Genomic DNA, 13,175 nt, shown 5'->3' with positions numbered 1-13,175 from the left:
TGGATATGCCAATCTCCGTCTATTTCGATGAGCGCATCTGCCTCTGACAGTTTCTTACTTCGTCAACAAGATCGTACAATCTCCCTGCGCGGTCTGTCCAACCCTCAGGGCAGTGATGACACAACGTTCAGAGATGACGCAGATCAATAATAGGCAGTTGCTTGGCCAATCATTCCATCCGTAGATTCTGGTGACTCCACATAAGCGCTTAGATGGCGGGTTTCCGCTCAAAGCTCTGTCGTCGAGAGATCCTGGTCGTGAAGCTGGTGTGGAGACGAACTTACAGAATGGACAGATTCAGTGTGCCCCGAGTTTGACCTTCCCCCGGAACGCCTGGTGGGCGCAAGCTTGATAGGCAATGAGCAGAATGAATCCGACCAGAAACCACCAAAGGCCGGTTTGCAGGCCATAGACGCCGGCGGTGGCGTTGTTTACGGTCAAGCTATTGGCCGGATTTTTTGTCGCAATCAGGATGTTCGGGTATGACCCCCAGGCAGTGCTGGCAAGCATCGTTAGAATCAAGAGACTCGTTGCGGAAAATGCTCCCGTATCCCAATTGCGCCTTCGTATCACGAGAGCCGATAACAGCGTCGCTATACTGAGAACGGGGAAAATGTATCCGATGGGATGGGCGGCATAATTGAGAAATAATAAGGGTTGGACAAAGGGAACGGAGGTCAGGGCCAGCCCGACCAGAATAACGACCGCCGATCCGGTCAGCCAAGCCGCACGCCGTGCCCGGTTCCGCAACTGGCCCTCCGTTTTCATGGCCAGAAAATTGGCGCCGTGCATGGCAAGGATCGTTGCGCTTGTGGCTCCGAAGAGGACGGTAAACCAATCCAGTATGCCCGGCTCCGGTCCGGTCATAAAATTTGTCCAGAGAGCCACGAAGAAATAGCCTTCGGAATTCAAGGGCACGCCGCGAATGAGGTTGCCCAATGCCACGCCGAACACGACAGCCAGTAAGAGGCTCGCACCGGCAAACGCCACGTCCCAAAATTGGCGCCACAGTGCGTGATCCACATGCGAACGAAGTTCGAGTGCGAGTCCACGGGCAATCAGCAGCCACAAGACTAGATGTAAGGCCAGATAAAAACCGCTGAACCCTGCCGAATAGGCCTTGGGAAAGGCAAAGAATAACAGACCACCGGCAGCGATCAGCCACACTTCGTTGCCGTTCCAGATGGGACCGATGGCGGCCAACGCCGACCGCCGGTCCGTTTCATTTTTCGCGACAAAGGCATAGACGATGCCCAGGCCGAAGTCGAAGCCGTCAAGGACAACAAAGACAGCCAGCATCAACGTGACGGCAACATACCAGAAAGTTTCCATCGTACCGGTTCCTATGGGTTTGCAGACTCAGAGAATGAGCCCGCCGGGCCATGCCGTATGATTTCAGCCATAAGGAAAAGGAAAAGCAGTCCCAACACAAGATAGATGCCGAGATACCCGAGTAACGTAAACAGTGCGTTTCCGGAATGGACCAGCGGTGAGGCACCATCAGCCGTGCGGAGCAGGCCATATACCAGCCAGGGTTGGCGGCCGAGTTCGGCGGTCATCCAGCCGGCCGTGGTGGCGAGATAGGGAAACGGAGCGGCAAGCATGAGCATCCAGAGCAGCCAGTTCGCCGTAAACAATCGCCCCTGCCATAGCCAGAGCAGCGACAGACCCATGATCGATACAAGTAGGGTTCCGAGCCCTGCCATCACATGATAGGCATAGTAGAGCAGCGCGACATTGTCCGGCCACTCTGCACGTGGAAAGGCCTCAAGCCCTTTAACCTCGGCGTAGAGTTCGTCAAAAAGCAGAAGACTCAAGACATCCGGCACGACGAGCGGATTGTCGATCGTCAGGGTTTCGAGGTTCGGTTGGCCGATAAGCACCATCCCCGCGCCACGCTCGGTTTTAAAGAGCCCTTCGAATGCGGCACCTTTGACCGGTTGGTGTTCAAAAACCTGTCTGGCATTTTCGTGGCCGGTCGGGAAGATCATCAGTGCCGTGGCGATGGCGCCTGCCACCACCCCGGTGCGGAGGAACGTCTTCGCATATTTTACGTGCAGGCCGGATAGGAGGTAGAACGAACCGACAGCGGCCACCACGAATGAGGCGGTCACGACCGCGGCCGTCATGTTGTGGGCGAATTGCCAGACTAGCCAAGGATTCGTGAGCAGACCGGAAAGACTGTCGACGAACAACCGTCCGTCCGGAGCCACCGTATAGGCAACCGGATGTTGCATCCAGGCATTCGTTGCCAGAATGAAATAGCCGGAAAGCCAGGATCCGAGAAACAGCATCAGCGATGCGGCCCATTGCACCCGCTGGCTGAATCGCCCCTCGCCGAACAGCAGGATGCCGAGAAACGAGGATTCCAGAAAAAACGCAAACAGGCCTTCCATGGCCAGTGTTTGGCCAATCACCCCGCCGGCGTAGTTCGAAAATTTCGCCCAATTGGTGCCGAATTGAAATTCCAGGGGAATACCGGTCACGACACCAAAGGCAAAACTCAAGGCAAAGATCTTTGTCCAGAATCGGGCAACCTGATTGTAGTGGTCGTCGCCGGAAATGAGCGCACGGCTTCGCAGGTAAAGCAGCAGTAAGGCCAGCCCTATCGTCAATTGCGGAAAGAGATAATGAAACGTGACGGTGAAGGCAAATTGCAGGCGGTCGTAGAGTAGCGCGCTGGCCATAGAAATCCTTCGAACTGAACAGTGACGCCCCTGAACGAGAATCATCCGGCTAAAGAACTTCTTCTAGCTAGGGAGTCTTTCCCCTAACCGTGTTACCGGCGTAACACATCCAACAGGTAGAGTGAGAGTGGGATGACCCAGTCCACTCCATACACAAACAGTTTGCCAAGAAATGAGAAGTATCTCCGGACAAAGATCCTGACCGTCGTCTTATCGGGAAAATTTACTCCAATGAATTCACATTGAGCCTTTCAAAAAATGCCTCTCTGTCTTATACGGGTGAAGATACCTGTTCATCATGGTGGGTGGAAAACTTGTTTGATGGTTGGAAAGGATTCAAACGACAACCTTCCAATATAAAAACTAGGATTCGTCAACGATCCATCAACGTCGTCGTGGGGTGTTATCCTATTTGTGAAATTTTATTAAAGGCATTTAAGGCGGCCACCTTGTAACATTCCGCAAGAGTCGGATAATTGAAGATACGGTCAAGAAAATAGTCCAGACCTCCCCCTAATTCCAGCACCGCTTGCCCGATATGGATGAGCTCCGTGGCACCAGTGCCAATCACATGGACGCCGAGGAGCTTTCGGGTCTCTCGATGAAACAGCATTTTGAGCAAACCACTGTCATCTCCCATAATTTGCCCGCGAGCGATTTCCTTATAGCGGGCAACGCCGGTTTCATAAGGAATTTTTTTTCCGGTCAGCTCATGTTCATGGGCGCCGATCATGGAAATCTCAGGAATGGCATAGATGCCGAAGGGAAAGTGTGTATCCATGGGACCGGCACTGACCCCGAAGGCATGGCACGCAGCCCGTCGACCTTGCGCGGCGGAGGTGGAGGCCAGACTGGGGAACCCAATGACGTCTCCGGCGGCGAAAATATGGGGGATCTGCGTTCGAAAAGCTTGATCGACCGCAATGCGCCCACGATTATCCGCCGTCAGGCCCGCACCAGCCAGATTTAATCGATCGGTTGCGCCGATTCTCCCAGCGGAATATAGGACCATGTCGGACACAAGGCGCTTCCCTGACTCCAGTTGTATCACAGCTTGTTTGGGAAGGCCTTCAGTTATGGTCAATTTTTCCACGGTTTCTCCCAATCGGAAAGTTACATCCCGGTTTCTCATTTGATGAATGAGTTCCTCAACGATTTCGTTGTCCAGGAATTCCAGCAAGCGCTCCCGTTTGTCCACTACGGTCACATCGATTTCGAGTGCGGCAAACATTGACGCATACTCCATCCCGATTACGCCCCCGCCGACTACCACCAATCTTTTGGGCAAGGATGTGAGATGGACCATCTCGTCACTGGTGACAATGATTTCACCATCCACGCCGGTACCAGGTGGCGGAGCGGCTACGGTTCCAACGGCAAGCAGAATATTCTCAGCCGTGACGGTTTTCGTCTCGTGTTCTGTGTGAATAACAAGGGTATGGGGGTCGGTGAAAGAGGCTTCGCCGGAAATGAGTTCGATATCATTCCTCCAAAGCTGGTCCTCCACGACGTCGACTTCGCGATTTCGGACGAGTTGCACACGAGAAAATAATTGTTCCGCTGTGGGACGGTGCCGTTCCCGGTTTCTTGTCTGTTGGACAAACGGATGGTTGGTGGCCATGAAGGATAACACGGCCTCGCGCAGAGTTTTGCTGGGAATGGTCCCGAGTTCTATACACACGCCGCCCGCGCATTGCTGACGTTCAACTACTCCCACCCGCTTCCTGAACTTGGCGGCTTGAATCGCCGCTCGTTGGCCTGCCGGGCCGCTGCCGATGCATAAAAGATCAAATTCGAATTGGTTACTCATTTGAATCCAAGATATATCACAATATATTTGATGCCATGTGCCAAGATGATATCCGGATGTTCTTAAGCATCCTCGATGTAAACATAGAATGGGGAAGAGTCTCAAGCATTTTCACTCTGCCATTCTCCTCAATGCGAAAGGACTGATCCCTCGCGACTTGCTGATTACTGTTGTACCTCTATCGGTCGGTTGGGAATGCTGTCCATGCCCCTCTCACTCGTGTCGGTATTTGCCCCAACAAGGCCGGGAAAATACCGACTCCATAATTGTCACCCTCAATTCATTAGCATTGAGTATGCTGTCTGACTTACAACCTTACGATACTCAACTGAGCAATGCCGATGTGTGCACAGGAAAGCCCCCGGCCATAAATATTCCGAAACCGAGGAATCCCATAAAAATCATGTCCATCCCCGTAGGGGATTTCTTGATGGCATGACTTAGATTCAAGGTACCGCTCAAGCATGTGGCTTTCTGTCATCAGTGGCCCTCTTCGACGGTATTCCGTTGTCCGGGTGTAGCCTTCAAAAAATTATCCTGCATTGGTTTTCATCCCTGCGCCATGCCGGCTTTAACTCATGGTGCCCGCAGGTAAGTTCCTGAACTTGTCATAACTTGGCCTCCGGATATCGCACATGTTCAAGTTGGAGATTCCATTGGTCCAGGTGCCGAGCCCACGCATAAGCCATTTCCATTGATCAGGGGTGAGCGTGAATCAAGGAGTGGGTGGTTTGGTCAAATCATTATTTACCGCGTTATTGTCCGCGTTGACATCGATTCCCCCGGCGGGTGGGGGTTTGTCAAGATCAAAATATTGGAACGTATCGAAGGGCTGGATCTGTTCATCGGCGGGCAATTGGTTGCGGTTCCAGCCCCCGCCCAGCGCACGAATGAGGGCTACGGAAGATTTCAGCAGGGTGGCCTTAATGACCACAGCGTCGATACGCGCCGCGAGCGTGTTGACCTCGGCGTAAATGAGCTCAAGGCTGGAGGCCAGTCCGCCAAAGTAGAGGCTGGAGGTCAGGTCTTGCGTTTTGAGAAAGGCCCCGACGGCCGCGTCTTGCCGTTTGGCTGCAGTGGTGAGCTGGTTGGTCAGGCTCAGATTGTTCTCGACTTCGCGAAAGGCGTTGAGCACTGTCGAACGGTAGCGGTCTTCCGTCTCGCGATAGACCGACCAGGATTGCTGTAATTGGGCGCGGCGAAATCCACCCTGGAAGAGCGGTAGCTCAATGGCCGACCCATAGGACCAGAAACTATTGGCAAGCTTGATCAGATCGAAGCCGGAATCTTCGAACCCCCCGCCGGCTAAGAACGTCACATTAGGATAAAAGGCGGCGCGAGCGATGCCGATGGCGCGGTTGGCCTGGGCCATCCGGCGCTCCATCGCCGCGATGTCGGGGCGACGCTCCAATAAGGTTGATGGAATTGTCTGGGGCACCTCGAAATTTTCCACACGAAGGTCGTTGACCGGGTCGATCGTGAAACTGGCCGGCGCCCTATTGAGAAGGATCGCGATTGCCTGCTCCGTCACCTGTCGTTGGCCTCGAACCTCGGCTTCTTTTGTCTCAGTGCTGTACAGCAGCGATTCGACACGGGCAATGTCAAGTTGTGACGCGATCCCGACGGTGAACTGGTTCGTAATCAGTTCCAGCGAGCCCTTATAGAGATCGATTGATTTGGTATAAATCGCAAGTTGCGCGTCGAGACCGCGTAGCGTGAAATAGTCTGCCGCAATTTCGGCCTGTAAACTGAGTCGCGCAAGCCCATATTCAGCGGCACGTTCTTCGGCCCGGTACATCTCTACACGCGTGGCGTTCCGGATCGCCGACCAGAAATCGGGTTCCCAGGATGCAATCCCTCCGATTGAGACCGTCGATGCGGTGTCCGAGATATCGGGATCGCGAAACAGATGATTTTCGGATTGCCTATTGCGGGAGGTGCCGAATCCCAGGCCCACTTGGGGGATGCGACGTGACCGGGCTTTCATCATCATATCGCGGGCCTGGACAAACCGTTCAGCAGCCGCTTGCAGATCCGGATTAGCACCCATGGCCTGTTCTTCAAGGTTGTTCAATACCGGATCGTTATACAGCGTCCACCAATCTTGTCGTAATTCATTATCCGAGGGTTTCGCTTCGACGAAGGGACTGGAACCGTGCCATGAAACGGGGACGACGAATTCGGCCGGTTGGTAGTCCGGCGCGAGATCCACGTGTGGCAAGCATGCCGATAAATGAAGAGCAATTATTAAAACGCTGCTATGCCATACCCAAGTCAATAACATACATGGAATTTCTGGTGGTGTTCGCAAACCTTCCCTCAACATGTTTCGAGGGCCGTTATTTTGATGATTGGTCATTTGATATAGGTGCGTCGGTTTGGTTCTTTGCCCCAGGTGTATAAGCCTTGCCCTTTGACATTGATGCGTCGATTTGGTCCTTTGCCAAAGGTGTATCGGCCTGGCCAGTTGATATTGATGCGTCAATTTGGGCCTTGGGCATCGGTGCGTCGGTGTTGAGACGATCATATCCCGGAGCTGGTGTGACGATTCGCACTTTGTCGTTTTCGAGCAAAGCCGCGCTGGGATTATTCACAATGCGGTCGGTTGGGGTAATTCCCTCTGTGACCTCAACCGTGGCGTCAAGAATTTTCCCTACGGTGATCGATTTAAATTGAATGCGATCGTCATCCGTCACCACCGCGACTTCTGTGCCATTTTCCTGGAACACCATCGCGCTGGTTGGGATCGTGAGATAATCAGAATCAACGGGCGTGGTGAGACTTACCTTGGCGTATGAGCCAGGCCAGAGGGCTCTATCCTCGTTGTCCAGCACGAATTCGGTAACCGCGGTCCGTGTGCTCACATTGAATCCTCCTGCGACAGTCAGGAATTTTGCGGTAAAACGACGACTGGGCAATTGCGGCACAGTTACCTCAGCCGTCAGGCCTGGCTTGAGGAATGCCCCGAAAGACTCCGGCACAGAGATAAAGAGGCGCACCTTGCTGACGTCGGCCACAGTAAAGAGGTTGCTGATCGCACCGGGAGAACTAATCGTGCCTTCTTTGTTGACATAGTCACCGACATTGATGTTGCGATCAATCACCACACCATCAAAGGGCGCCACGATCGTTTTGAACCGAATCAGCGCCTCGAAATTTCTGACATTCTGCTCTGCGGAATTGACCCTTGCCGCTTGGGCGTTCGCCTCTGCCACTTTTACTGAAATCGACTGCTCGGAGACGGAATGATTATGGCGGAGAGCCAGATAACGTTTTGCGGTCAATTTGGCGAGACCATATAGGGCGCGCTCAGACGCCAGGTCCGCCTTGGCCTGGCGATATTGAGCGTCAAGAGCCGGCGCGTTGATTTTGGCCAGGACATCGCCTTTCTTCACCTTCGCTCCGTAATCCGTGTACCACATTTTCACATAGCCCGAGACCTGGGCGTAGATCGGCGCCTCAAACCAACCCTGAATATTGCCTGGGAGGGTAATGGTCTGTGTTGACGGTAACGGTTTGGGATTGATGATGGCTACGATTGGGACGGCGCCGGCAAGGGTCTCCTCGCGTAACGCAGCGGCGCTGCTGTTGTGTGCATAGATTCGATAGCCCATATATAGAAGACCCAGCAGGATGGCGAGGATCACAAGGCCTTTTCCACGCAGGATCTTCATATTATCCACTGGCCTTTTGGCCAGACCCTCGCCTGTTGTAGATGATGGCATAGACGCAGGGCACAAAAAACAGGGTGAATACGGTCGCGACCATCAGACCGCCGATGACAGCCCGGCCCAACGGCGCATTGGGGGAGTTGCCCATCGACATCGGCAGCATGCCGATGATCATGGCCGATGCCGTCATGAGCACCGGACGGATGCGGGCTTTTCCGGCTTCGACAGCAGCCACAATTGCGTCTCCATGCATTTCGAGCCGTTCACGGGCATAGGATACGATAAGAATCGAATTGGCGGTTGCGGTGCCCATCGTCATGATGGCCCCCGTCAGCGCCGGCACGGAAATATTCGTGTGTGTCAGGAACAATGCCCAGGCGATACCCGCCAGAGCCCCGGGCAATGCTGTAATAATGATAAAGGGATCCAGCCAAGATTGAAAGTTGACGACGATCAGGAGATACACCAGCACGACGGCAAAGATGAGACCGACAATCAACTCGACATATGCCTCGTACATGGTTTCCGCCTGCCCATGAATTTCAAGCGCGGCACTGCGTGGCAACTCGTCCTCCAGATCCTTGGCAGCCTTCTCGACATCCGCCAGAACGCCTCCGAGGTCGCGCCCTTCGGCAGACACATAGATATTGAACAGCGGCATAATGTTTGCGTGCGAAATCAGGCCTGGCGTACCGATCATTGAATGTGTGGTCACATTGCCGAGTAGCTGTACGTTATCTTGCGACGAGTCGAGATTGTTCTGATCGACAGGCACCGTCATGAGATTTTTAATACTCGTGAGCTGAGGCTGCGGCGTATAGATGTTGATCTGATAGGAAATGCCCGTTTTGTGATTAAGCCAATATTGCTGGTCGATTTGTTGACTCCCAGAGGTGGACAACAGCAGATTGTCGGCAATTTCCCCCTCGCTCAGGTTTGTGCCGAGACCGAACGTGCGCTGGCCTTCAACGAAAAGGGTGGGTGTGCGCATCGTCTGCTGTATCGTCACGTCGCTGGCGCCGGGAATTTTGCGAAGTTCTCCTGCCAATTTCCGTGCAAACTCGTAGTTGGCATACATCTCCATCCCATTAATTTGCACATCGATCGGCGCCGGCGAGCCAAAGTTGAGAATTTTTGCGGTCAGATCAGCCGGCTGAAACGTGAATTCTGTGCCTGGATATCGCTCTCGTAGACCTTTGCGGAGGACACGCCGATAGTCCCAAACCGGGGACTTTTCATTTTTCAGGTCGATCGTCAGGTCGCAATCCTGCGACCCGATCGTCGGTGTCGGTATAAAAGCGAGGTTATGCGGTCCGACCGGCAGACCGCAATTGCTGACGACCCCTTCGACCTGCCCTGGAAGCATTTGCGCGATGTCCTTCGAAACGAGAGAGCTGAGACGGCTTGAGACCTCAATACGTGTGCCGAGCGGCGCTCGCATATGCATCTGCATGGTTCCCGACTTGACCTCGGGAAAGAAGTCTCGTCCGTTGAAATAGAACAGGCTGAGGGAGACAAGTGCGAGCGAGAGAGAGATGACGACGAAGGTGCGGCGATGGGCAATGGCTTGTTCGAGGCGGGCATTGTATCCCTCACGGAACCGGTCGAAGCCGCGTTCGAAACCTTGCTGGAATTGGACGAAGAAGCTTCGGCGTTTATCCGGTTCGTCGCCTCCACCCTCCTCAGCGGCCTCGTGGTGATCCGCAAGGATATATTTCGCCATGGTTGGCACAAGCGTCCGGGAAAGGATGAACGATGAGAGCATCGCGAAAATGATCGCCTTGGCCATTGGTGCAAATAGCCAGCCGGAAACGCCGCTGAGCTCGAAGAGCGGGAGCCAGACGATGGCGATGCTTAACGTGGCGACCAACGTGGGGACGATGATCTGATTGGCGGCGTCGACGATCGCCTCATCGAGGGGTTTGCCCATGGCGACGTGGGTGTCGATATTCTCAATCATGACCGTCGCGTCGTCGACGAGTATGCCGACGGCCAGCGCTAATCCACCTAGCGTCATAAGATTCAGCGATTCTCCGGCTAAGTTTAAGCAGATGAGTGCTGACAGGATCGAGAGCGGGATTGAGGTGGCGATGATAACCGTTGGTCGCCATGAACCAAGTAACAACAGAACGATAAGGGCAACCAGTGCGGAAGCTGTGGCCATTTCTTTCACCACGTCCGCGATCGATTCCTTCACGAAGAGCGACGCGTCGTTGAGAATTTTAACCTCTACGCCCTTGGGCACAATCTTTTCAATTCGCGGAATCGCCTTCTTGACCCCATCAACAACTTCCAAGGTCGAAGCCTCACCGCTTTTCATGACGACGAGGGTGACGGCTTGTTTGCCTTCCACCAGCACGGCATTCGTTTGTGGCGGGCCGGCAAGGGTCACATTGGCGACATCACGCATATAAATGAAGGCATTTCCGTCTCGCTTGATCGGGATATTGTTAAAATCCTCGACCTGCAACGGCATCGCGTTTGTCTGAACCATCCAGTCGGTGGTGTTAATCTTTTGGTCACCCGCCGGCAACACCTTATTCTGCCTATCGAAGGCATGGAAAATATCTGCTGGAGTGAGGCCACGGGCAAGTAGTTTTTGCTGATCGAGCGAGACCAGGAGTTGTTTCGGTTGTCCTCCGTATGGATGCGGCAGGATCGCTCCGGGAATCGTCACGAGAAGAGGCCGGATTTGGGTAAAGGCAAGGTTATAGAGTTCCGCGGGCGTTAGCGTGTCGGAGGTGACTTGCAGCATGGCCACCGGCACTGAGGACGCTTCGAGACGCATGATCATGGGGGGAGAAATATCCGGGGGCAGCGCCTTCACGACTGTTTGCGAAATTGCCGCAACCTCGGCTTCCGCCCCGGCAAGGTTGACTCCCTCTTGAAGAAAAATATTGATAATACTGATGCCGAAATAGGATTTGCTATCAATCTTCTTGATGCCTTCGACAGTGGAGGTCAAGGCGCGTTCGAAATAAAACGTAATACGTCCGGATACATCACTCGGCAGCAAACCTGCGTAGGACCAAACCACGGAGATGACGGGAATTTTTATATTCGGAAAGACATCGGTTGGGGTTTGGAGCACCGACTTCGTCCCGAATATCACGATAAGAATGGCAAGAACAACGAAGGTCAAAGGCCTTCGCAAAGCAATGAGGACAAGCTGATTCATGCGCAATCTCTGCTAAATGCGGCTATAGGCGGATGCCGGTTTTTGTCATTGGGACACTGCGTACCTCATGAACCGTACAAGATACATCCCCTGACGCAAGCATCTTTTCTGGCGAACAGCAGAACAATTACCAAATTGATTACCGAATAGCAAAACAAGCCCCAAATTGGATTCTCTGGATATTCGAGTCACAGTTGCTGTTTCAGAATAGAATTGGCAACGCGGAAATAGAGGATATTCATGATCTCCTCTTTTCCGAGGTAGTGGGCGATGCGGAAGATCCAGTCCTCCGGGAATGCAGATCGTGCGATACGGTTTGAGCTTGCGCGCCCAGGCCAGGTCGCGTCCGAACGGCTTTTCAACAATGATCCGCGCTTGGGGGGCCAGACCCGCGGCATTGAGTACTTTTGATCACGGTTGCAAATAAAGCTGTTGGAATGGCGAGGTAGTGCGCCGGGCGTCGGGCACTGCCCCGTGCTTGGTTGAGCGCGATGAAGATCGCCGGATCATTGTAAGGGAATCGCCGCCCACGTACTGCATATGAAAATGCAGGTGACCGAGAGCGCCACGGTCATCGATCTTGCCGCCTGCTTGATGCTATCCCTCGCGTGTTTACGTAATTACGGCAAGCTCCACTGTGGGGCCACAATGCGGCAGTGCACCGTCAGTGCCTTATGTTTCGCCATTCGTAAAGCCCAGGAAAGATCTTTTTATGCCCCAGATTGCTCGATATCCCGAAGAACACCAGGGCGTCGGACCGAGTGTCATCGCATTCGCTCCTGCTTATCTCAGTTTCCTCATTCCTTCTTTTCATCATGTCCGCCGAACTGCTTTCGCATGGCGGAGAGGAGTCGGTTGGCATAGTCGGCCTCGCCCCTGGATTCAAATCGTCCGAAGAGCGCTGCGTTGATCACCGGCGTCGGCACACCCTCGTCAATCGCAGCCAGCGCCGTCCAGCGCCCTTCGCCGGAATCCGAGACTTGCCCTGAAAACCCTGTTAGCTCCGAATCATCAACCAGCGCGGCCGCGGTCAAATCGAGCAGCCAGGAAGACACCACACTGCCCCGACGCCATACCTCCGCGACCTGGCCCACGTCGATCTGATACTGATAGGCCTCCGGGTCACGCAGTGGCGTCGTCTCGGCATCCTGCTCGCGGGGGTGTAGCCCGACATCCGCGTGCTTGAGGATGTTGAGGCCTTCGGCATAGGCCGCCATGAGGCCATACTCTATTCCGTTGTGGACCATTTTTACGAAGTGTCCTGCACCGGTCGGGCCGCAGTGTAGATAGCCCTGTTCGGCGGGAATTGAGGCACCGCTCCTCCCGTGGGTGCGGGGCGCCGACGTGATCCCCGGCGCAATAGTTTTGAAAATCGGCTCCAAGTGCTTGACGACAGCTTCCTCCCCGCCGATCATCAGACAGTAGCCGCGCTCAAGTCCGAACACTCCTCCGCTGGTGCCGCAGTCGACATAGTGAATGCCGCGGATTTTGAGGGCCTTCGCTCGCTCAAGATCGTCGCGGTAATACGTGTTGCCGCCGTCAATGATGATATCGCCTGCCTCCATGCGCGAGGCCAGTTCCTGGACTGTTTCGCCGGCCACACCGGCGGGCACCATCACCCAAGCCGCGCGTGGTTTGGACAGTTTCATAATGAATTCGTCAAGCGAGGCGGCGCCCTGTACGCCTCCGCCCTCAAGCTCTTTCACGGCAGCGCGGTTTCTATCGTAGACCACACAGGTATGGCCATCTTTCGTCAGGCGCCGGACCAGGTTCGCGCCCATTCGTCCAAGACCGATCATGCCAAGTTGCATCGTGTCTCTCCTTCCTAA

General features: G+C 54.2%; 8 protein-coding genes. All 8 read right to left on the bottom strand.

The annotated features are described in order from the left end of the window. Positions 1 to 297: 297 nt before the first annotated feature. Positions 298 to 1,332, bottom strand: coding sequence for a cytochrome d ubiquinol oxidase subunit II (gene cydB / locus LX98_RS10315; RefSeq protein ID WP_496428815.1), 1,035 nt, complete (start codon positions 1,330 to 1,332; stop codon positions 298 to 300). An 11-nt stretch (positions 1,333 to 1,343) separates the two neighbouring features. Then, positions 1,344 to 2,687 carry a cytochrome ubiquinol oxidase subunit I gene (locus LX98_RS10310; RefSeq protein WP_496428814.1) on the bottom strand — a complete coding sequence of 448 codons (1,344 nt, stop codon included), beginning with the start codon at positions 2,685 to 2,687 and terminating at the stop codon, positions 1,344 to 1,346. 403 nt (positions 2,688 to 3,090) lie between these two features. Continuing rightward, positions 3,091 to 4,497 carry a Si-specific NAD(P)(+) transhydrogenase gene (gene sthA / locus LX98_RS10305; RefSeq protein ID WP_496428813.1) on the bottom strand — a complete coding sequence of 469 codons (1,407 nt, stop codon included), beginning with the start codon at positions 4,495 to 4,497 and terminating at the stop codon, positions 3,091 to 3,093. A gap of 715 nt (positions 4,498 to 5,212) precedes the next feature. Further along, the gene (locus LX98_RS10300) at positions 5,213 to 6,781 is read right to left on the bottom strand and encodes an efflux transporter outer membrane subunit (protein ID WP_496430590.1); all 1,569 of its coding nucleotides are present in this window, start codon (positions 6,779 to 6,781) and stop codon (positions 5,213 to 5,215) included. 55 nt (positions 6,782 to 6,836) lie between these two features. Further along, positions 6,837 to 8,171, bottom strand: a complete 1,335-nt coding sequence (locus LX98_RS10295) for an efflux RND transporter periplasmic adaptor subunit (RefSeq protein ID WP_496428812.1) — start codon at positions 8,169 to 8,171, stop codon at positions 6,837 to 6,839. A 1-nt stretch (position 8,172) separates the two neighbouring features. Beyond that, the gene (locus LX98_RS10290) at positions 8,173 to 11,346 is read right to left on the bottom strand and encodes an efflux RND transporter permease subunit (RefSeq protein ID WP_496428811.1); all 3,174 of its coding nucleotides are present in this window, start codon (positions 11,344 to 11,346) and stop codon (positions 8,173 to 8,175) included. Positions 11,347 to 11,534: 188 nt separating this feature from the next. After that, complete coding sequence (locus LX98_RS10285) at positions 11,535 to 11,744, bottom strand: hypothetical protein (RefSeq protein ID WP_496428810.1); 210 nt, start codon at positions 11,742 to 11,744, stop codon at positions 11,535 to 11,537. A gap of 399 nt (positions 11,745 to 12,143) precedes the next feature. Then, entirely contained in the window at positions 12,144 to 13,157 is a 1,014-nt protein-coding gene (gene gnd, locus LX98_RS10280; RefSeq protein ID WP_496428809.1) for a phosphogluconate dehydrogenase (NAD(+)-dependent, decarboxylating), read from the bottom strand. Positions 13,158 to 13,175 lie beyond the last annotated feature (18 nt).

The sequence above is a fragment of the Nitrospira marina genome (assembly GCF_059568365.1).
Note: the sequence above shows the minus strand (reverse complement) of the source record. Positions and strands in the feature narration are given on the sequence as shown.

Bases quoted from the DNA above. Each gene is read 5' to 3' on its own strand.
- LX98_RS10285 (WP_496428810.1), bottom strand. From the start codon at position 11,744: ATGCCGCGGGTCTGGCCCCCCAAGCGCGGATCATTGTTGAAAAGCCGT.
- LX98_RS10295 (WP_496428812.1), bottom strand. From the start codon at position 8,171: ATGAAGATCCTGCGTGGAAAAGGCCTTGTGATCCTCGCCATCCTGCTG.
- LX98_RS10290 (WP_496428811.1), bottom strand. From the start codon at position 11,346: ATGAATCAGCTTGTCCTCATTGCTTTGCGAAGGCCTTTGACCTTCGTT.
- cydB (WP_496428815.1), bottom strand. From the start codon at position 1,332: ATGGAAACTTTCTGGTATGTTGCCGTCACGTTGATGCTGGCTGTCTTT.
- sthA (WP_496428813.1), bottom strand. From the start codon at position 4,497: ATGAGTAACCAATTCGAATTTGATCTTTTATGCATCGGCAGCGGCCCG.
- gnd (WP_496428809.1), bottom strand. From the start codon at position 13,157: ATGCAACTTGGCATGATCGGTCTTGGACGAATGGGCGCGAACCTGGTC.
- LX98_RS10300 (WP_496430590.1), bottom strand. From the start codon at position 6,781: ATGTTATTGACTTGGGTATGGCATAGCAGCGTTTTAATAATTGCTCTT.
- LX98_RS10310 (WP_496428814.1), bottom strand. From the start codon at position 2,687: ATGGCCAGCGCGCTACTCTACGACCGCCTGCAATTTGCCTTCACCGTC.